At 56.4% G+C, this 20,397-nt stretch carries 21 protein-coding genes; 10 read left to right on the forward strand and 11 right to left on the reverse strand.

All coding sequences use genetic code 11. The annotated features are described in order from the left end of the window. The first annotated feature begins 121 nt into the window (after positions 1-121). On the forward strand, positions 122-373 hold the full coding sequence (locus ACVDG4_RS19435; RefSeq protein ID WP_447236338.1) for a hypothetical protein: 252 nt from the start codon (positions 122-124) through the stop codon (positions 371-373). Between the two features lie 28 nt (positions 374-401). Here ACVDG4_RS19435 and ACVDG4_RS19440 read toward each other — a convergent pair whose 3' ends face one another. The 6 genes from ACVDG4_RS19440 to ACVDG4_RS19465 form a co-directional block, all read right to left on the reverse strand. After that, positions 402-1,556 (reverse strand): thiolase family protein, encoded by a 1,155-nt coding sequence (locus ACVDG4_RS19440; RefSeq protein WP_447236339.1) that lies wholly within the window; start codon positions 1,554-1,556, stop codon positions 402-404. Beyond that, the gene (locus ACVDG4_RS19445; protein WP_447236340.1) at positions 1,553-3,013 is read right to left on the reverse strand and encodes an AMP-binding protein; all 1,461 of its coding nucleotides are present in this window, start codon (positions 3,011-3,013) and stop codon (positions 1,553-1,555) included. The genes ACVDG4_RS19440 and ACVDG4_RS19445 overlap by 4 nt, the downstream gene beginning before the upstream one ends. A 27-nt stretch (positions 3,014-3,040) precedes the next feature. Beyond that, the gene (locus ACVDG4_RS19450; RefSeq protein WP_447236341.1) at positions 3,041-3,595 is read right to left on the reverse strand and encodes a biotin transporter BioY; all 555 of its coding nucleotides are present in this window, start codon (positions 3,593-3,595) and stop codon (positions 3,041-3,043) included. Between the two features lie 124 nt (positions 3,596-3,719). Continuing rightward, positions 3,720-4,331, reverse strand: coding sequence for an energy-coupling factor transporter transmembrane component T family protein (locus tag ACVDG4_RS19455; protein ID WP_447236342.1), 612 nt, complete (start codon positions 4,329-4,331; stop codon positions 3,720-3,722). Beyond that, positions 4,328-5,104, reverse strand: a complete 777-nt coding sequence (locus tag ACVDG4_RS19460; protein WP_447236343.1) for an energy-coupling factor ABC transporter ATP-binding protein — start codon at positions 5,102-5,104, stop codon at positions 4,328-4,330. Before ACVDG4_RS19460 ends, ACVDG4_RS19455 begins: the two co-directional genes overlap by 4 nt. A 121-nt stretch (positions 5,105-5,225) precedes the next feature. Next, a complete protein-coding gene (locus ACVDG4_RS19465) occupies positions 5,226-6,635 on the reverse strand; it encodes an aminotransferase-like domain-containing protein (protein ID WP_447236344.1) in 1,410 nt (469 codons plus the stop codon). Positions 6,636-6,732: 97 nt separating this feature from the next. Here ACVDG4_RS19465 and ACVDG4_RS19470 point away from each other — a divergent pair, with 97 nt between their 5' ends. Together ACVDG4_RS19470 and ACVDG4_RS19475 are read left to right on the forward strand one after the other, a co-directional pair. Beyond that, positions 6,733-7,329: a LysE family translocator gene (locus ACVDG4_RS19470; RefSeq protein WP_422020098.1), complete on the forward strand. Its 597-nt coding sequence runs from the start codon at positions 6,733-6,735 to the stop codon at positions 7,327-7,329. A gap of 142 nt (positions 7,330-7,471) precedes the next feature. Next, a complete protein-coding gene (locus ACVDG4_RS19475; protein WP_447236345.1) occupies positions 7,472-8,218 on the forward strand; it encodes a substrate-binding periplasmic protein in 747 nt (248 codons plus the stop codon). 12 nt (positions 8,219-8,230) lie between these two features. On the opposite strand, the gene ACVDG4_RS19480 is transcribed toward ACVDG4_RS19475, so the two are convergent. Next, the gene (locus tag ACVDG4_RS19480) at positions 8,231-8,464 is read right to left on the reverse strand and encodes a hypothetical protein (protein WP_428529420.1); all 234 of its coding nucleotides are present in this window, start codon (positions 8,462-8,464) and stop codon (positions 8,231-8,233) included. A gap of 100 nt (positions 8,465-8,564) precedes the next feature. On the opposite strand from ACVDG4_RS19480, the gene ACVDG4_RS19485 reads away from it, so the two are divergent. Next, positions 8,565-9,494, forward strand: a complete 930-nt coding sequence (locus ACVDG4_RS19485) for a LysR family transcriptional regulator (RefSeq protein WP_447236346.1) — start codon at positions 8,565-8,567, stop codon at positions 9,492-9,494. A gap of 9 nt (positions 9,495-9,503) precedes the next feature. Here ACVDG4_RS19485 and purU read toward each other — a convergent pair whose 3' ends face one another. From purU to ACVDG4_RS19500, 3 genes are all read right to left on the reverse strand, one after another. Beyond that, complete coding sequence (gene purU / locus ACVDG4_RS19490) at positions 9,504-10,361, reverse strand: formyltetrahydrofolate deformylase (RefSeq protein ID WP_447236347.1); 858 nt, start codon at positions 10,359-10,361, stop codon at positions 9,504-9,506. 65 nt (positions 10,362-10,426) lie between these two features. Further along, the gene (locus ACVDG4_RS19495) at positions 10,427-11,236 is read right to left on the reverse strand and encodes a beta-keto acid cleavage family enzyme (protein WP_447236348.1); all 810 of its coding nucleotides are present in this window, start codon (positions 11,234-11,236) and stop codon (positions 10,427-10,429) included. A 2-nt stretch (positions 11,237-11,238) separates the two neighbouring features. Beyond that, positions 11,239-12,555, reverse strand: coding sequence for an aspartate aminotransferase family protein (locus ACVDG4_RS19500; protein ID WP_447236349.1), 1,317 nt, complete (start codon positions 12,553-12,555; stop codon positions 11,239-11,241). A 214-nt stretch (positions 12,556-12,769) separates the two neighbouring features. Between ACVDG4_RS19500 and ACVDG4_RS19505 the strand changes: the two genes are divergently transcribed. Continuing rightward, positions 12,770-13,159, forward strand: a complete 390-nt coding sequence (locus ACVDG4_RS19505) for a YcbK family protein (RefSeq protein ID WP_428529534.1) — start codon at positions 12,770-12,772, stop codon at positions 13,157-13,159. Between the two features lie 63 nt (positions 13,160-13,222). Here the strand turns inward: ACVDG4_RS19505 and ACVDG4_RS19510 are convergent, their stop codons facing one another. Then, positions 13,223-13,582 (reverse strand): ArsC family reductase, encoded by a 360-nt coding sequence (locus ACVDG4_RS19510; RefSeq protein WP_428529430.1) that lies wholly within the window; start codon positions 13,580-13,582, stop codon positions 13,223-13,225. Positions 13,583-13,758: 176 nt separating this feature from the next. Between ACVDG4_RS19510 and ACVDG4_RS19515 the strand changes: the two genes are divergently transcribed. From ACVDG4_RS19515 to ACVDG4_RS19535, 5 genes are all read left to right on the forward strand, one after another. Further along, positions 13,759-15,498 carry an adenylate/guanylate cyclase domain-containing protein gene (locus ACVDG4_RS19515; RefSeq protein WP_447236350.1) on the forward strand — a complete coding sequence of 580 codons (1,740 nt, stop codon included), beginning with the start codon at positions 13,759-13,761 and terminating at the stop codon, positions 15,496-15,498. Positions 15,499-15,513: 15 nt separating this feature from the next. Next, the gene (gene argE, locus ACVDG4_RS19520) at positions 15,514-16,674 is read left to right on the forward strand and encodes an acetylornithine deacetylase (RefSeq protein ID WP_409686280.1); all 1,161 of its coding nucleotides are present in this window, start codon (positions 15,514-15,516) and stop codon (positions 16,672-16,674) included. A 132-nt stretch (positions 16,675-16,806) separates the two neighbouring features. Then, positions 16,807-18,390 carry an ABC transporter substrate-binding protein gene (locus ACVDG4_RS19525; protein ID WP_209176526.1) on the forward strand — a complete coding sequence of 528 codons (1,584 nt, stop codon included), beginning with the start codon at positions 16,807-16,809 and terminating at the stop codon, positions 18,388-18,390. 73 nt (positions 18,391-18,463) lie between these two features. After that, positions 18,464-19,438, forward strand: a complete 975-nt coding sequence (locus ACVDG4_RS19530; protein ID WP_409686283.1) for an ABC transporter permease — start codon at positions 18,464-18,466, stop codon at positions 19,436-19,438. Positions 19,439-19,450: 12 nt separating this feature from the next. Then, positions 19,451-20,395, forward strand: coding sequence for an ABC transporter permease (locus ACVDG4_RS19535; protein WP_447236351.1), 945 nt, complete (start codon positions 19,451-19,453; stop codon positions 20,393-20,395). Positions 20,396-20,397: the final 2 nt, after the last annotated feature.

The raw sequence follows: 20,397 nt of genomic DNA on the forward strand, positions 1-20,397 counted from the left end.
CTTCCTTGTCTGAAAGATCAGCGTACCTGCGTAACTCTTAAAACACTCAAGCCCCTAAAGACCCAAGCATCGCAAGACCAACGCCGCCTACGCTTCCCTTCCTTCAAATATCAAATTGTCAATGAACATGAGAACCAAAATCCTCATCAGGCCTACATCTCGTAAACTCGCAAAAACCAACCAATCACCGAACCTTGCGATCCAGCCCCAATCGACCAGTTTTCCGGAATTTAGAGCGCAGCGCCCTGTCGCCAGCGACGTTGCCGCCGTCGATGAACCGGGTTATACGCAGGTCGACCGGGCCCGTCAACAGCCGATTTCGAAAAAAATCAAAAAAGCTGAAAAAAGTTTCGAATTACGCCGTTTTGTTTGAAATTACAGATAGTTAATGTTTTACCAGCTCAGGCATTAACGGCCTCAACCACGACACCGGCGGCCAAGCCACCGGCTGCCGCAATCAAGGCCATAGCCGTATAATTTTGAGGAGACCCCTGCGTCCGCTGCGTATGCCAATGGTCGTGAAGCTGTACCATTAACACAGCACCCGATGCGCCGATCGGGTGGCCCCGCGCCAAACCACCGCCAAGCGGATTGTGGTTTTCATGAGGTATGTCCAATGCATCCACCGCAGCCATGGCCTGGACCGCATACGCCTCATGAATTTCGACGGCGTTCATATCAGCGACGGTATATTTGGTCTGGTTCAACAGCTGCCTTGCCATTTCGATAGGGACCAAGGCTGGATCTGCAGGATCGCCGCCCATGCTGCCAGCTTTGATGATCGCTAGTCCACTTATGCCACGTTCGCTCGCCAAGTCTTCGGACATGATCAGGACCCCGGCTGCACCATCCGCTTCGCAGGCAATTGTCGCTGCCGACAATCCTGTTTCCCGGTCTCCATAAAGAACTGGCGCCCGCATCGGCGCCCGGATGGACAAAGGCCGTGTAAAACTGTCATCCACCAAATCGGTCCCAGGACAAACTACACGTTTCTTTGAGGTCTTCGCTGCGCGGGCTTTTTCGTGCGAGAGAACTGCAAACGCCGCCTGATCCTCGCGGCCGATCTCAAGACGTGCGGCAAGACGGGCTGCAGCTTCACTGAGATCCGGGTCATCGAAAGGCGGCGGTGCGAAAGCCGGTCTGGTGTAAACGACGGGCTCCTGGCCCATCGCCTTTGGCCGATGCATGCGAACTGGTGCACGGCTATAGCTTTCTGCTCCTCCGGCAATCACGCAACGCGCCGCGCCGGCCTCGATCAGCCGCGCTCCTTGTATGATGGCATCCAGACCTGAGCAACACTGTGTATCTATCGTCATTGCCGGAACGGTTAGCGGGAGACCGGCCCTCAGCGCCGCCATCCGCGCCGGGTTCCCGCCTGCATAAAGCGCGTTTCCAAGAAGCACATGGTCGACCATGTCATCCGGGACACTCGCATCGTGCAGTAGTTTGGAGAATACAGGTGCCGCCAGTTCGTCGGCCTGGAGATCTTTCAGTCCACCGCCGCGTGGTGCGACCGGCGTCCGCCGGGCTGCTGCGATGACAGCGCGGCGCGTCATGAATTCTCACCTTCCAGCACCGGAACAGGGGCGGCGCTCACGCCAAACTCACGTTTCAACGCCTGCAGGTCCGGTTTGCCGCCAGCCGTCAAAGGAAACTTGTCTTTCATATGAAACCGTTTTGGGCATTTCCCCCGGCCGGCAAATCTCCGGCAGTGGTCCGCAAGGGCCTGCGCCGGATCCTCAAGCTCAAGGCGGAGCTCGATCACAGCTTCCAGGCGCTCACCACGCAGAGCGTCTGGAAGCCCAAAAACCACGGCAGCCTTGACTGCAGGATGGCTCATGAGAACGGTTTCGATTTCCTCCGGATAAACATTCAAGCCCGACGTGATCACCATCCGGTTCTGGCGGCCAGTCACAAACAGGTATCCCGCATCATCGACATATCCATGATCCCCAAAGGTCAGCCAGTCTCCGTGCCAAACGGTATCCGGTGCCTGGCCACATATATACCGATTGAAGAGAAGTGGGCTTTTCACCCAGATCGGACCCGGCGTACCTAAGGGCAACTGTTGATCCGGATTGCCGATGGCAATTGAAACGCCTGTAGGCGGCCGGCCAACAGACCCGGCCGGGGTCCCGTCACCCGATCGGGCAAAACTGATGAAACTTGTTTCTGACGCGCCATAGAATTCCACAAGGCGGGCCTTCGGGAAGACTTCGGCGAAGGCGGATTTCGCCCCGTCCGGCCATTTGGCGCCACTGGAGAAAACAAGACGCAAGGCCTTGGGAGAACCACTGCGCCGGGCCGCCTCCGCGATCAGTTGCAATTGGGTCGGAGTTGCATAGAGCGCAGCATTTCCCGCCTCCGCCTGAAGAACTTCCAACACCGCGCGCGGCTCGAACCGAGGCAAGACGGTGACAGGCGTCCCGCGATGAAGACCATGAACCGCCCCATATAGGTGCAGCGAATGGCTCAGCCCCCCGAGGATAATGATCTGGGTTGGCTCGAGGTCTTCAAAATCCGGTTCACTTAGACGAAAACTCTCCAGCCAGGACCGATGAGACCGCACAAAGCCTTTTGGCATGCCCGTCGAGCCAGATGTGAACCCGGCATAAAACTCAGCGGTTTTCAAAGGGGAGTCGCTTGGGCGCGTGTCGAATTCATCGTTTCGAGACGCTACAAATTGAGCGAGTTGGTCGTGGTCGAGACAAAAAGCCGGCTGCACGGCCTTGAGCACGGTTTCTATTTGATGCCGCGGCCAGGAGGGGTCCATGATGAGGGCAGTGCGGCCTGAGCGTGCGCAAGCAAAGAAGCTGACGAGGGTGTCAGTGGGGTCGGTCAACAAGAGCGCAATCTGGGCACCTTCGGGAGAGTTATCCCGAAGCAGCTGCTCTCTTTCCTGAACAGATGACAGGAACTCTTCCCATGAGAGGACGCACCCGCCAGTTTGCAGCGCGGGTCCGGCTTTGCTGGCCCGCGCTTTTTTTTCCAGGTGTTCGCCGATGTAGCCCATGCGGCGTGAAATCCTGCTTCGACCAGATCAGGACCGGGACAGAACAGCGCCCGGCAGGCCGCGCGCAATCGTCTGGGCAATCACCGCTGCGATTGCAACCTTGATGAGGTCACCTGGAATGTAGACTGCGCTGCCAATGGCCGCCTTCGGCAGGGAAAGGCCTGTCATGAAGGAAATACCGGGAATCCCGAAGGCGTAGACGACAAGAATTCCGCCAACTGCGCCAGCAACCGCCGCCGAAACAAGAACGCTGGCGTTGGTTGTTGCACGCATGATCAGACCAGCGACAAAGGCGCCAACCGGCCAGCCAATCAGGAAACCGACAGATGGACCGGCGAATACACCGAGACCGCCTCGGCCGCCGGAAAGGAACGGTGCGCCGAGCGCGACCAGGAACAAGAACAAGAGCACAGCGAGGCTGCCGCGGACCGGTCCGAGCATAATACCAGCCAGCATCACACCAAGTGTCTGCGCTGTAATCGGCACTCCGCCCAGCGCCGGAATTGCGACCGGCGGCAGCAAACCGAGGACGGCGATGAGAGCTGCATAAAATGCAACGTGCACAAGGGAACGATCTGTCATGGGAGTCTATCCTTCTTTATCGTCGTTTTTTCTGGGACGTTTTCCGACCCGAGTCTATTGTTTGTCTCTATGGCTGCGGCGTCACCCGCCAGCCGGCCTTGTCGTATATCGTTAAAGGCGCCCATTACTTCAGGGTCAGTCCTTGCGAGCCGCCGCGCGCCGCCAGAGCTTCGGCAACATTCTCCGACATTTTAAGCGCCTGGAGCGCAAAGGGCGCAATCAGCCTCCAGGACGACTTTTTGCCCGTGCGCGCCTGGTATGCCTCCCGAAGGACGGCGAAGATCTCCATCAAATGCGGTGCAAACCGCAACACAAGTGTGACACCCAGCGCGGGCTTACGCGCTGAAAACCCGGCCCATTCCAGCGGTCGGAACAACGGCATCACGGCTGCTAGCATATCATCCATTCGCGTTGTCATCGAGACAAAGCTGGCGGCAAGGACCATCACACAAAGGCGCAGGATTGCGATAACACCGTCCATGACGGTTCCTGATAACCAATGCAACGCCAAGATTGCTGCCAGAAAGATCGACAGTCCCTTCAGGAGCCGCAAGCGCTGAACGGATCCGCGGCCGAGAGAAACATAAGCCGCGAGCACCAGGGCCAAGCAAACAAGAAAAACCCAGAGTGTTTCGGTCCTGAAAAGCAAAAGGCTGCCGATCGCAACCGCGAGCAGCTTCACCCCTGCTGGAAGGCGATGCGCCCAGCTGTCGCCCGAGAGGTAGACCGATATCATATCGCAGCTGCTTCCATGACGGTTCCGGACCGGCGTTCAATGTCGTCCCGATAGGCTGCAATCACCTTTGCTGCCGGTCCGTCCATACGTAACTGCCCTTCCTCCAACCACAGCACCCGGTCAAACCCGGTCAGTAGACTCAAATCGTGACTGACCATGACGATCCGTTGCGGCAGCGACATGAGCTTGTCGAATATCAGCCGGGATGCCAGCGCATCCAGGCTCGTCATCGGCTCATCCAAGACCAAGACAGCTGGTCTCATCACCAGAACTGCCAGAATGCAGACTAGTTGCTTCTGCCCTCCCGACAATTCAGCAAAAGGTTTAGCGGCCAGGTCGCCGCAACCATGAAGGTCCAGAAACTCCAAGGCTTTGGCACGGCTTTCGTCTTTCGAGGCGCCCAGCTGTGTCAAGCCAAAGGCGATTTCTTCTTCCACCGTCGGAAAAATTGCCTGGTGATCCGGGTTCTGGAAAACAAAACCGACATGGCGCGGCAATTCGGATCGAACGGAAGCCGCATCTGCGCCAAAGACAGTGACGCGGCCTTCATCAGCGAGATGAAGACCGTTCAAGAGGCGTGCGAAGCTGCTTTTCCCAGATCCGTTCAGTCCGATCACGCCGATCCGGCGCTCTTCCAAATCCAGGCTGAGGCCTGACAGGACCTTCCGGCTGCCAAGGGTGAGACCGGCGTTTTCAAGCCGTGCATAGGGGGTGATGCCCGGATTGCAGCCGCCGGTCTGTTCTTTGTCTTTTTTGCGGGGCCAAAGCACCATGAAGTCCTATCGCGGAAGTGCTGCAACGGTGTTTTTCTGACGCAGCGTTTGCCCGCTTATGGTTTGGAACGGACAGCTTGTCAAAAAACAGTCGATGATGCCCACATGAAACCGGAGCGGCCTACCCGACAGGGCGGGTCAAATCCGGTGGCTCCGCAAAGGTTGAGATGGTGGTCTTTATGCGCTCCAGCGCCCAATCGAAGCGGTCTTCGTTTTCTTCAGATCCAAAGGTAAGCCGGATATAGGGCCCCGGTTTTTGCCCTTTTGCCTGAAAGTATCTTGAGGACAGCACCGAAATGCCCTGATGAGACAAGGCCGCCTGAAGCGCATCCGGATCAACGTCTTGCGGCAAGGCAAGCCATCCAAACACCTTGTGGCTGCCGCTTTGCAGAAAGTACGGCTCCAAAATCTTCTTGGCGCGGTCAAATCTTACACTGTTGGCGCGCCGCTTGACCCGGAGCGCCTTGCTAAGATGCCCCTCACGGACCCAACCGGAAATCAGCTCCGCCGTGATGGGCGATGCCATCCATGTGCTTTCGCCAATTTTGTTGCGGATTGAGTCTTCGAAAGGTGCTGGAACATGAACAAAACCGATCCGGCTGCCGGGCGAACACACCTTTGAGATACTGGCGATCGAGGCCGTCCGCTCTGGCGCAATAGCGCCAAAGGCCGGCAAAGGGTCGGTGAGAAATGGCGTATAGGGATCGTCTTCAATGATCTTGAGGTCAAACTGACGGGCAACCTCAACAAGCCGTGTGCGCTCAACCATCGACATGGTGTGGGTGGTCGGGTTCTGCATGTTGGGCATCAGAAAAACGCCCTTCACGTGATGCATCCGAACCGTTTGGGCCAGTGCATCCGGATCCATAGCGCCCAGCCCTCCATCATCGCCGATGAGCGCCGGAACCGGCACAGCTTTCAGCCCTTGCGCGGCGAGCGAACTGAAGATCGACGGATATGTAAACTGGTCCACCGCCACGGCATCACCGGGTAGAAAAAGGGCCTGGCAGGTGACCTGAATGCCGTGCTGTGCGCCGCAAGTCACCGCGACCCGGTCCGGATCCGCCTCCAGTCCGTAGTCCTTGAACACCAGAACGCCTGTTTCCCTGTGGGCCTTCAATCCTTCGGAGGGCACAAATCCGTTGAGGCGCTCAATTCCAGCCGTTTTAGCCATGCGAACCAGCCCATCGGAAAGGCTGGGATTGAGAAACGGATAGGCAAAGTTGCGTGCCAGATCACACGTCTCCGGTTCCCCTTCCTTCGGGATCAGGGGAGAAACCTTCTGGCTTTCCGGGGCAACATACGTTCCACGGCCAGTTTCCCCTTTGACCAGACGCCGGCGCTCCGCTTCCGCATAGGCCCGGGTCACCGTTCCGAGCGTTATGCCAAGCTGATAGGCAAGCTCGCGTTGCGGCGGCAACCGGTCGCCCTGGGCGAGACTGCCGGCAAGAATATCAGCCTCCAGCGCGTCTGCGATCGCAAGATAAATCGGCCCGGAAGCCGCCTCGATGTTCGGAACCCACATTGTCATGAGAACAATGTTATCATTGACCGATACAATATTTCAATACAGAGATAGTTCATACGCTTTTGTATCGATTGTATCGAAATTATACGAGGCACCCGAAATGGACACCGCCACACTGATGGCCTTCGCGGTCTTTGTGATCATCATGACCGGCACCCCAGGCCCCGGAAACCTGGCTTTCCTCGCGATCGGAGCGAGTTCCGGGTACCGGACGGCATTCCCAGTCATTATTGCCTCACAGATCGGCTCGCTGCCTTTGAACCTGGCAGTCGCCTACGGGCTTGGTCACATCATGGCGCAGGGTGGGATCATCGTATCGGTATTCAAGGCTTTGAGCCTGACTTATATGGCCTTTCTGGCCTGGCGGATCATTTCCCTCACCATCCGGCCTAAGGGTGAAGCAACCCTTCTGACTTTTTGGGAGGGGCTATTGATTCACCCGCTGAGCCCCAAGACATGGGCCATGAGCCTCGTCGCGTTCTCGACCTTCTTCGCGGGGAACGGTCTGGATCTGCATGCCAACGCCGCCATCCTAGCAACAGGTTTCCTCTTGGGCGGAATGGTCTTTCATTCGCTTTGGGCGCTGGTCGGCGTATCTATTCTGGCTCTTATCGGCGAAGGCCGGTTGATGCGTTCCATCACAGTTGTGATGGCGCTCACCATGCTCGCCGCAACTGTCTGGGCTCTGATGCTGTAAATGCCCACCGGGCAACGGTCTTCGCGCTTCGCGGGCTATTGGCTTGAGAAGGGTGCAGATTAAAGAAAACTGCCAATAAAAAATTATATTTTTGTGTGGTCCCATACGGCCTCGTTCCGATGTTTCACGGAGGTCGTTTCCGGTGGCGATACGGTCCTGGCTCTGGGTTGCGCTGTTGGTGGTAGCTATATTCCCGATCGGACTGCCGACGCTTGGGCATCCGGCAGGGTCTGTGATCATATTGGCGACCGATTACCCGCCTTTTGATATCGCAGAACCCGAAGATGACCGCCTCGGATTTGACCACGAAGTTGCCGTTGAAGCCTTCAAGCGCAAAGGCATCACGGCAGAGGTTGTCCATGTCCCGTGGTCCCGAGCGGTCAGCGAGACCGAAGCTGGCAACTATCCCGGCCTTCTGACCTGCGCCCATACCGTTGAACGTGCTGAGCACTTTCTCTTCAGCGCGCCTATCAGCCAGGAAGCCTATGGCGTTTTCTACCGAACGGGGCATCCGGTCGAAAACATACGGAGTATTGCAGACCTTAGGGGCCAGCGGATCGCCTCTGTTCTTGAATACGCCCCAAACGCGGAAATGGAGAGGCAAGGCGCGGAGTTGGTCAACATCGCCACGGATACGGCCGGCTTCAAGATGCTTGAACTGGGGCGTGTCGACTATTTTCACACTGGACAGGCGGCCGGTCAGCATCTCAAAAAGAAACTTGGCTATCGCAATGAATTTGGTTTCCGGTCCTTCGTTGTCTGGGACTACTTCTTGTGTTTTTCACGAAAGCACCCTGACTCTGAAGAGTTGAGACAGGCATTCAATGAAGGCTTGGCGGAAATACGAGCTGACGGAACCTACGAAGGTATCCACGCCCGGTACAGGTAATGCTCTCTACGCTTAGCGGCGTTGCAACCTGTCGAACTCACTGCGCCAGTTTTCTTCAAGGCTTTGTGGGCTTGGCTGTATGTCGTCAAGGCCGATGTCCCGTTTCAATGCCGCTGGCAAATCAGAGAGAACAGCGCGTTTACGCCGATGGCCATACCATCCAGAAAGCAAGCCATGGATAAATTCAACTAATCCCAATTTAGAGCGCACACTCGATTTGGTACATTTACAATCGACAGAAGACATGAAAATCGCCCGAATTCACTGATGACTTTAGGATGTATCGCGTGTCGACTGTTGATTGACCAATGAAAAGACAATAGACATGCATAAGGAGTATTTATGCATGTCCGCCTCTTTACCCCCGCTGTCCGCTGTCCGGGCGTTCGATGCCGTTTCAAGGCACCTCAGCTTCACGAAAGCCGGTGACGAGCTTGGCATGACGCAGGCCGCGGTCAGCTACCAGATCAAACTTTTAGAAGAAAAACTCGGATTTTCACTGTTTGAGCGAAAGCCCCGGAAAATTGAGCTGACGCCGCGCGGCCAACAGCTTGCGGATGGTGTGACCGACGCTTTTGACCGGCTTCGCAACACTTTTCACGAAGTCCGGGAAGCAGAGTCTTCCGAACTGGTGATCAGCAGCAACACGACGTTTGCCGTCACCTGGCTGTCGTCCCGCCTGTTCGAATTTCAGATCCAAAACCCCACCATCGCCGTCCGGCTTGTTCCGTTCGGACCATGGGAGAAACCAGCATTTGCCGATGGTGATCTAACCATCACCGCTTGTTATCAACCGCCGAAAGGCTGCTATTATCACCAGCTGATCCAGGCCGAATTCACTCCGATGATTTCCCCGCTGCTTGCGGAAAAACTTGGCGGGATCCACGAACCGGCTGATCTCTTGAAGGCACCAATCATCGACCCTGAAGACCATTGGTGGCGAACGTGGTTTGCTGATGCCGGCTTGCCGGATGTTGATCTTAGCCAAAACCCGTCCAGCCGGATGGGCTCACAGGCACTGGAAGCCAACCGGGCCATTGCCGGGCAGGGGGTCGCGATTCTTACCCCGTATTTCGTACGGGACGCTCTTGCAAACGGACAGCTGATTCAGCCCTTTGACTTGGTTTCACGGATCGAGAGCGAATCCTGGAACCTGAGCTATCCGATGCAAAGTAAAAACAGCCGGAAAATCCGGCTGTTTCGGGATTGGCTTTTCTCCGAACTTGAAAAAGACGGCCGCAAGCTGCCGTTCGGACGGGAGCCGGAAACCGTCTGATCTTCGGGCCTACGGCGTGAAGACAATTGTCTTGTTGCCAACAATCATAACCCGGTTTTCAAGGTGGTATTTGACAGCACGTGCGAGCACGCGGGATTCAATATCCCTACCGCGCGCCACGAAATCATCTGCCGACAATGCGTGACTGACGCGCTCTGCGTCCTGTTCAATAATCGGGCCTTCGTCGAGATCCGGCGTCACATAGTGCCCGGTCGCTCCGATCATCTTCACCCCGCGCGCATGGGCCTGATGATACGGCTTGGCGCCCTTGAAGCTCGGCAGAAACGAGTGGTGAATGTTGATCACCTTGCCGAAGAGCCGCTTGGACAGGTTATCGGACAGCACCTGCATGTAGCGCGCCAGCACCACCAGATCTGCGCCGGTTTCCTTGACCAGCTTCAGGAGTTTTTCCTCCTGCTCCGCCTTGTTTTCCTTGGTAACCGGCCAGTGATGGTACGCAATGCCTTCATGATCGGCGGTGCGGGCGCTATCCGGATGATTGGAGACGATGGCAACCACCTCGGCATCCAGCCAGCCAACGCGGATCTGATAAAGAAGGTGCAGCATCGCGTGGTCAAACTTGGAGACCATGATGATCACTTTTTGCCGCTTGGCCGTGTCGACCAGCTTTGCTTTCATGTCAAAGCGGGCAATGACCGGATCAAGCGCCTTTTGAACGCTCTCCAAGGTCACACCTTCCGGCGCCAGCATGGCGATGCGGAGGAAGAACTGATTGGTGGCACGGTCCCAAAACTGATCACTCTCTGCGATATTCGCGCCAAAATCGGCCAATTCCGTTGTGACGGCTGCGACAATTCCCGGCTTGTCCGCGCATGAAAGCGTCAGGACGTAATGGTGTTCCACCATGTTTTCAGTCACTCCACTCTGTCGGGTTTTGCCCGAATGTGAACCGCCCTGAAGGCGGTTCAGCCTCACAGAACGGAAACGTTTTTTTCTTCGAGGGCCGACACCAGATCCCGGACCCGGTCAGCGTTGTCCTTCGCAACTGCACCATCGCGATTCCAAAGGCCGTTCTCAAATCCTATCCGGGCCTTGCCACCGTTCTCGATGGCATACACCAGGCATTCTGTTTCCCGATGCCCAAAGGCACACACCCCCCAGTCGATCTCGTAGCCGCCCCGGCGCGCTTTCAACCGGTCCAGAAAGGGCTGGAGATCTTCCGGCGCACTTTCCTGATTGTCGGCATAACGGCCCAGCACCAGAAGCACATGATGCGAAACGCCAGGAATAGTGCCGTTTTCGACGAGGTCGAAGAACCGGTTGAGATCCTCTGCACTGTAGAGGATGTGTTGAACAGATATTCCTTCCTTCACGGCCCAGGAATAAAACTCTGCAGCCGTATCTGTGTCATCGTCCGGTACCAACTCGCGCACAGCAATCGACACAAGTGACGGCCTTAACTCCTGGACCAGTTTGCGCTGGTCGTCCGGTGTGTATTTTCCAACAGCTTCGGTGGTGATTTGAACCTGCATTTGCGGCAATGCAGCATTCAATTCCGACAAGAGCGTCTGGTAGAGGTCCTTGTCCAGAACATGCGCGCCTGTTTCGTCGCGGACATGGGCATGGATTGCGCCCGCGCCTGCTTCGAAACAAGCAACGGCTGCCTCCACCGTTTCAGCGATCGTCACCGGAAGGGCCGGATGATCCACCTTGGTGCGCCGTGCGCCGTTCGGCGCAACCATAATAAGTGGTAGCGCCTGAGGTTTGGTGTCAGGTGCCATGATCAGAAAACGGCCTTGAATGCAGTTTGAAGCTTGTCGGCAATCTCGGAGATGTGCTGATCTTCCATAATGAAGGGCGGTGCCAGCAGGATGTGATCGCCTTTTACCCCGTCAATCGTGCCACCCATCGGATAACAGATGAGCCCGGCTTCGAACGCCGCCTTTTTCAAGGCCTTGTTCACCCCGCGTTTGGTATCAAAGGGTGTCTTGCTTTCCCGGTCCTCAACAATTTCAATGCCGCGGAACAGGCCGCGTCCACGGATATCGCCAACATGGGGATACTGTCCGAAAGCCTCTTTCAGGGTCGCATCCAGTTTGTCGCCCAGAGGATGAACCTGATCGACCAGGCCGCAAGTGAGCTTTTTCAGGACGGCAAGAGAGGCCGCGCACGCCGTCGGATGTCCGATATATGTGTGGCCGTGCTGGAAGAAACCGGACCCGTTTTCGATGGCCTGATAGATCTCCGACGTACACAGCATAGCCCCAATCGGCTGATAACCTGCGCCAAGGCCCTTTGCGATCGCAAGGATATCCGGCGCTATACCATCCTGCTCACAAGCAAACAGGCTGCCTGTGCGTCCCATGCCGCACATCACTTCGTCCAAGATGAGCAAGATCCCGTAGTGATCACAGATTTCCCGGATCCGCTTGAAGTAACCTTCGACAGGCGGGACCGCACCAGCCGTTGCGCCCACGACCGGCTCGGCCACAAATGCCATGACGTTTTCCGCGCCAAGGCGCTGGATTTCGGTTTCGAGTTCATTGGCAACGCGTCGCCCGTATTCGATGGCCGTTTCATCGTCCGCCCGTCCGCGATACTCGTAACAAGGTGAAATGTGGGAGGTTTCGATCATCAACGGCGCGAAGGGTTCTCGGCGCCACTGATTTCCGCCGGTCGCAAGCGCCCCGAGCGTGTTGCCATGATAGCTTTGCCGGCGGGCAATGACCCGGTGTCGGGATGTCTCGCCTTTTTCCAGAAAATACTGACGCGCCAGTTTGAGTGCAGCTTCCATTGCCTCAGAACCGCCTGAGACGAAGTACACCCGATCCAGATTGCCTGGTGCATGATCAATCAGAAGATCAGCAAGCTGCTCTGCAGGCTCTGAGGTGAAAAACCCGGTGTGGGCGAATGCGATCTGGTCAACTTGCCCCTTGATCGCCGCAGTCACGTCGGGATCGCTGTGCCCAAGGCACGATACGGCTGCGCCGCCGGACCCATCAAAGTACTTTTTGCCATTACTATCAATAATGTAACACCCGTCACCGCCAACGGCGACAGGAGGGGATGCTTTGGTATGACGCGGAAAAACGTGAGACATGAACACGAACCTCACCAAGGGTGTCTCGCACAGGATTGAGCGCTTGAGACATTTGTATCATCATTTTTGATATTGTGAAACAAATGTTTCTTGAGCGCGTTAACCATCTATTTCATTAAAATTTTAATAAAATTCTTGGCACTTTTGAGGAGGGGGCCGACACTTCGAATTTGCAAGGCTGTTTGTTATGCGTCAGCGTTTTTTAGCCTGGATAATGTTTTTGGGATTGTCCGTTGTTCTGGTTGGATGTGGATCGGTTGCTGGTGTCACCGGCATGGGTTGGGCAACGGCATCGCACAGCGCAATTGACTACAACGACTCGTCCTGGTGCGTGCCGAGAAAACTCAAAAAAGTCCTGAACAAGGTCGCGAAACGGTACGGACCGGTGAAGGTCCATTCCACCAAACGCTGGTGGTTCGAGAATTGGCGCAAAGGTGGCGCCCGCAGTTCCTATCACCTGAATTGCCAGGCCGTTGACTTTTCCGTCGGTGGCAACCCGTCTTCCGTCTTGGCTTTCCTGAAGTCCCAGTCTGCGGTGGGTGGCTACAAGTACTATTCGTCAGGGTTTTACCACATTGACACCGGGCCGCGCCGCACCTGGTAACAAACAAAAGGCTCCGGGGATTGACGCCGGAGCCTTGGTTCTTTCGAAGATCAAGTGAGTGCGCTACTTCAGTTCACCCAACTCCAGCGCCATTTCCCAGGCAACAGCGTCAAACCCGATGAAATTCTTCTCCGCACCTTCCACGATCGGACGCTTAATAACGGATGGATTGTCGATCATGACGTCCAGCGCGCTTTTTGCATCGGTTACGCCGTCCTGGGTGGCTTCATCCAGCCGGCGCCAAGTCGTGCCACGCTTGTTCAAAACCGCTTCCCAGCCAAATTCGCCGACAAACTTTGCGAGCTTGTCGGCATCAACGCCGTCTTTCTTGTAGTCGTGAAAACTGTACTCCACCCCGGCTTCATCCAGAAACTTCCGCGCTTTCTTGACCGTATCGCAATTCTTGATGCCGTAGACCTTCATGATGCCTCTTACCGGTTTGAAGTTCGTTTGGCGGCACAATTGCTTTTTGTCCTGAGTGTTTCAAGACCATCGTCCAACAATCCACGATCAGCCCGGTTCCGTCTTGACGCGGGCGCTTCAAGCTGCACTGTCGTCACATACGATCAGTCCACTTTTTCGCCAGGCGTTCAGACACAGTGACCGACCCCGCCATTCCATCAAAGGTGCCCGCAACCGCTGCAGATGCGGCATGGCCCAACCCCGGGCACGGCAACTGGCGCCAACGGCTGCGCCTGTTGAGCGGACTGGTTCTTTTTCTGTTTTGCCTCAGTCACTTTTCCAACCACGCGATGGGGATCATTTCCGTCAATGCGATGGAGAAAATGTCCCTCTGGCACTATTGGATCTGGCGCGGGCCGATCGGCGAAACCGTGTTGATCACGGCAGCTCTCACCCATGTCGCGCTGGCGCTCTGGCGAACATCCAAGAGACGCACATTGCGCATGCCGCCCTGGGAGTTCGCTCAGCTTGTGCTGGGGCTTTACATCCCCTGGACGCTCATTCCGCATGTCATCACAACGATGGGACTGGCGAAAGAGTTCGGCTTTATCCCGAACTACCACCAGATGCTGACGATCCTTTGGCCGCAAAATGCAGTCATGCAATCCATCCTTTTGCTGGTGGTTTGGACCCACGCGATGATCGGGCTGCATTTCTGGCTGCGGCTCTACCCGTTTTACCACCGCGTCAAATACATCGCTTTGGCGGCCGCCATAGCATGGCCTGTCATGGCGCTTTGGGGCTTCATTGAAGGAGCCCGGCGCCTGGCTCTGGCAACGGACGTGACGGTCAAGGTTTCGGACGATCAGTTGGCATGGCTCTACGCTCAAACCGACAACATCAGAGCCATCGTGTTCGGCCTGATAATCTTGAGCCTGTTTGTAATAGTCATCCGGTATCTCGCGAGCCGGATGTCCAGTGGCATCTCGATTTCATATCCCGGCGGTTTGACCGTTCGGGCGCAGCCGGGTGCGTCTCTTCTTGAAATCAGCCGCATGAACGGAATACCTGTCGCTTCGGTTTGCGGTGGCCGTGCACGCTGTTCCACCTGCCGCGTCAAGGTTTTGAACGGGCTGGAGAGTTTGTCACAGCCAAACCCGGCCGAGACAACAGTTTTGAAGCGGATTGGAGTGCCGGAGGATGTCCGCCTGGCTTGCCAGATCAGGCCAGCTGCAAATATGGAAATCCAACCGCTGGTGCCGGTGAAGGCAAACTTGGTGCGGCAGGACCATGTTCAGGATGCTTACTATTGGGGCGTCGAACAGGATGTCGTCGTCATGTTCGTCGACCTCCGGAACTTCACCAGCATGACCGAGGCGCAACTTGCCTACGATGTCGTCTTTCTTTTGAACCAGTATCTTGACCGCGTTTCGGCCGTAATCCGGGCAGAGGGCGGCTATGTCGACAAATTCATTGGTGATGGCGTTATGGCCATCTTCGGGATGGAGACGGGTGCTGAAACCGGTGCTCGTCAGGCATTGAAGGCTTGCCGGAGCATCGAGAAAGTCATGGAAGCACTGAACGTCGAAAAGGGCCCTCAGTTCCGCGACACGATCCGTCTCGGTGTTGGCCTCCATCTCGGTCAGGCCATCTTGGGACGTATTGGCGCTGCCGGATCCGGAAAAACTGAAGGCGGGCTCACCGCGCTTGGCGACGTCGTCAACACCGCCAGCCGGCTGGAAACTGAAAATAAATCGCGGAACAGCTTCCTCGTTGTTTCCAAAGACGTAATTGACGCGGCTCGCGCAACGGCACCCGATGAAACGCTGTACGACGTCAGCGTGCGCGGCAAGGAAAAACCACTCCAAGTCTTTGCACTTAAGCAGATGGATGGTTTATTGCTGCCTGGGGAAACAGGGGTAAAAGACCTCGTGTAAATAGCCGGGGCGCACGTGCCAAACACCTATACACCGCGGGAAATGCTGACGAAACTCGTGTCCTTCAACACGGTGTCGGATCGCAGCAATCTCGAGCTTATTTCATTTGTCGAAGAGTACCTGTCCAGTCACGGCGTATCCGCCATGCGTGTCCCGGACGCAACGGGTGAAAAGGCCGCCTTGTTTGCCACCGTCGGGCCAAATGTCGATGGTGGTATCGTTTTGTCGGCACACACCGACGTGGTGCCCGTCGACGGGCAAGACTGGACGTCCGATCCGTTTTCGGCATGGGAGGCTGGCGGCCGCCTTTATGGGCGTGGTACCGCCGACATGAAAGGGTTTGCGGCAACGGTTCTAGCGAAAGTACCGGATTTTTTAGGCGCAGGCCTCTCTAAACCGATCCACATCGCACTGTCTTACGATGAAGAAGTGGGCTGCTTCGGCGCGCCGCCGATGATCAAGGCGATGCTGGCCGAGGGGCCGCATCCGTCTGCGGTGATCGTTGGGGAGCCGACGAACATGACGGTGGTTACCGGACATAAGGGAATTGCCGTTCTGAAAACCCGGGTCCACGGACATCCGGTACATTCCAGCCAGCTGCACCGCGGGGTATCTGCAATTTCCGTCGCTGTGAAACTGATATCCTGGCTGGACGGGCAGACCGAAGAGAACAAAGCCAAAGCAGACCCGGAGTGTCCATTCGAGCCGCCCTATACGACCTTGCATTGCGGCACGATCCAGGGCGGAAAGGCGCATAACATCACGGCGCAGACCTGCGAATTCATGACAGACATCCGGTTGCTGCCCGGCGAGAACCTGGAAGACTGGATTTCGGCATACCGGGGATATGCCGCCGACCATGTTCTTCCTGACATGCAGGAAATCTCAAAGGATTGCCGGATTGATATCGATGTCCTTGCAATGGTTCCAGGGCTTGCCGAAGAAACCGACGGAACCGCAGAGCAATTGGTCCGGCGCCTGACCGGCGACAACGGCCGTCATGTCGTTGTTTACGCAACAGAGGGCGGTCAGTTTCAGGAACATGGCCTGTCCACGGTCGTGTGCGGACCCGGATCGATCGACCAAGCGCATCAGGCCGATGAGTTTATCGACCTTACGGAACTTGATAAATGTGCCAATTTTCTGGATGACCTGTGTGAAAAAGTTTTGCGCTAATCGGAGAAATCCGATTTGATGCATTCCGCCAACGCTGTCATAATTGGCACAATTTACGACTTTCCGGTCGTGAAGAAAAAATTGAACAACAACGAGTTCACATAAGCGCTGAATAGCACTGAAGAGGGGACTATGAATACCAAAACCAAATTGATTGCTGCTGCTGTGGCAACGTTTGGCGTGGCATCCGCTGCGCAGGCGGAAACATTGAAGTTTGCGTTTCAGGGGACATTGAACGCCCTTGACCCGTACAGCCTCAACGAAACCTTCACGCTGTCCGCCCTTGGCAACACCTATGAAGGTCTGACCCGCCGCGGTGCAGACCTGCAGATCGAGCCGAGCCTTGCCGAGCGTTGGGAAGTTGTCGAGCCGAACCGCTGGCGTTTTTACCTGCGCCAGGGCGTCAAGTTCCACAATGGCAACGACTTTACAGCTGAAGACGTCGCCTTTTCCGTTGACCGTGTCCGCTCCGAAGGGTCCGACCTGACAACCCGCGTTCCGGGCGATGCCAAGGTGGAGATCGTTGACGACTACACCGTCGACTTCGTTCTGACCGGCCCGAACCCGATCCTGCACTATGAGTGGGACACGTTCTACATCATGGACAAGGAGTGGACCGAGGCCAACGACGCGGTCAAAGTCACCTCTGCTTCCGACACCACCCCGAACTATGCGGCCCTGAACGCGAACGGCACTGGCCCGTTCAAGCTGGTCAGCCACGAGCCGGGTGTGAAAACCGTTTATGAGAAAAACGACGGCTGGTGGGACACCGCGTCTCACAACCTGACCACCGTTGAGTTCACTCCGATCGGATCCGATGCAACCCGCGTTGCAGCGCTTCTGTCCGGCGAGATGGATATGGTTTATCCGATCCCGATCCAGGACATCAAACGCATCAACGACAATGACGGCACTGTCGCCCTGACAGGTCCTGAGCTGCGCACGATCTTCCTCGGCATGGACCAGATGCGCGATGAGCTGCTGTATTCCGACGTGAAGGGCAAAAACCCGTTCAAGGATGCCAAGGTTCGCAAAGCGTTCTACCAGGCCATCAACATTGAAGCGATCAAGCAGAAAGTGATGCGGAACCTCGCAACACCGTCCGCGATCATGATCTCCCCGTTCCTGTTCTCCAAGTCGGATGAGTTCGAGCGCTATCCGTATGACCCGCAGGCTGCAATGGATCTTCTTGCAGAAGCCGGGTACCCGGACGGGTTCTCTGTCGGCATGGACTGCCCGAACGACCGCTATGTCAACGACGAAGCCATCTGTCAGGCCGTTGCAGCAATGCTCGCCCGCGTTGGCGTAAAGGTTGACCTGAACGCCCAGCCGAAAGCGAAGTACTTCGCCAAGATCCTGGCCTCTGGTGGCTACGACACGTCGTTCTACCTGCTTGGCTGGACCCCGGGTTCCTTCGACAGCTTCAACGTTCTGTCCAACCTGATGAACTGCCGCGACGAAGCTGGCAAAGGCTCTCCGTTCAACAACGGTGGCTGGTGCGATGCGAAAATCGATGAGCTGACACAACAGATCCTGGTTGAAAACGATCCGGCGAAACGCGACGACATGATCGCGGAAGCCTACAAGATCTCCCACGATAATGCCTACTACATCCCGCTGCACCAGCAGGGTCTGGCATGGGGCGTTGCGGACGACGTTGAGCTCGTCCAGCGCGCGGACAACCAGTTCCACTTCCGCTTCGTCACAAAGAACTAAGCGGTCCTGTTAAAAAATGAAGCGCCCCCGGTTCCGCCGGGGGCGCCTTTTCTTGAAAACGTAAAGAGCCGAAATGATAGGTTTTGCAACACGTCGTTTGCTTCAAGCGATGATTGTCATGTTGGTGGTGGCGCTGCTCGCCTTCACCATGTTCCGTTTCGTCGGAGACCCCATCAACCAGATGGTCGGTATCGAGACATCCATTGAAGAACGTGAAGCACTGCGCGAGCGTTTGGGTCTGAACGATCCCATCCCGGTCCAATTCGCCCGCTTCATCGGCAATGCTGTGCAGTTCGACTTCGGCACGTCCTATCAGTTCAAACAACCCGTTTCGGAGCTGTTTGCCAAACGTATTCCGGCAACGCTTGAGCTCAGTTTCGCATCCTTCATGTTTGCGCTGGTTGTCGGCATCCCGATGGGTATTTACGCCGGTCTCAACCGCGAATCGGCGATTTCAAAACTGTTTTTATCGGTGTCTTTGATCGGCATATCCCTGCCCACCTTCTTCATCGGGATCTTGTTGATCTTCCTGTTCTCGGTCACGCTGCAATGGCTGCCAAGCTTTGGCCGCGGCGATGTCGTCCAGGTCGGCTCCTGGTGGACAACAGGCTTCCTGACAACCTCCGGCCTGAAAGCGCTGATCCTGCCAGCAGTCACGCTCGGCATGTACCAGATGACGCTGATCATGCGCCTGATCCGGGCGGAAATGCTGGAAGTCATCCGAACCGACTATATCAAGTTTGCCCGCGCACGCGGCCTGCCGGACCGGCTGGTCCACTTCCGGCACGCGCTGAAGAACACCATGGTTCCCGTGATCACGATCACCGGTCTTCAGCTCGGGTCGATCATCGCCTTTGCCACCATCACGGAGACCGTTTTCCAGTGGCCTGGCATGGGTCTGATGTTCCTGCAGGCGGTTCAGAACGTCGATATTCCGATCATGTCGGCCTATCTGCTGCTGACTGCTTTCCTGTTCGTCGCGATCAATTTCATCGTCGACATTCTCTATTTCTTCATCGATCCGCGTCTGCGGGTCGGACGGCCATAAGGAGACTTGACCATGGCTGATGTCTCCACACCGAACAGCGAGCCGAAAGGCCGCCTCGCACACATCATCGACAGCGACCTGTTCCACTCCTTCCTGCGCTCGAAGGTCACCGTGGTTGCCGCAGTGATGACACTGATCCTGTTCCTGGTCGCATTCCTTGCGCCCTGGGTCGCACCACACAATCCGTTTGATCTGGCGACAATTTCCATTCTGGACGCTCGCGTTCCACCGGTCTGGATGGAGTTTGCCGACCCCCGCTTCCTGCTCGGCACAGATGATCAGGGCCGGGATCTGTTGTCCGGCATCTTCTACGGCATGCGGATTTCGCTCATTGTCGGTTTCTGTTCGGTCATCGCTGCTGCGATCATCGGTATCACCGCCGGTCTGGTCGCCGGTTACATGGGCGGCCGAGTCGATGCGATCATTATGCGGATCGCCGATGTTCAGCTCACATTCCCAGCCATTTTGATCGCGCTTCTGATTGACGGTGTCGCCGCCGGCATTTTCGGCGGGATCGACCGCGAAGTCTTCGCCTTCTACATTCTGATCGTGGCGCTCGCGCTATCGTTCTGGGTGCAGTACGCCCGGACCGTTCGCGGGTCCACGATGGTGGAAAAGAACAAGGAATATGTTCAGGCAGCCCGCGTGATCGGTATTCCCTCGGTCATTATCATGGTCCGTCACATCCTGCCGAACGTGATGGGTCCGGTTCTGGTTATTGCGACCATCAACCTGGCGCTAGCGATTGTCACAGAATCCAGCTTGTCGTTCCTCGGCGTCGGCATGCCACCCACCCAGCCATCCCTCGGCACCTTGATCGCGATCGGCAACGACTTCCTCTATTCCGGGGAATGGTGGATCGCGATTTTCCCGGGCATTGCGTTGGCTCTGCTGGTTTTGAACGTCAACTTGTTGGGCGACTGGCTGCGTGACGCCCTCAACCCGAAACTGCGCTGAGG

It is taken from the genome of Roseibium sp. MB-4 (assembly GCF_053005265.1).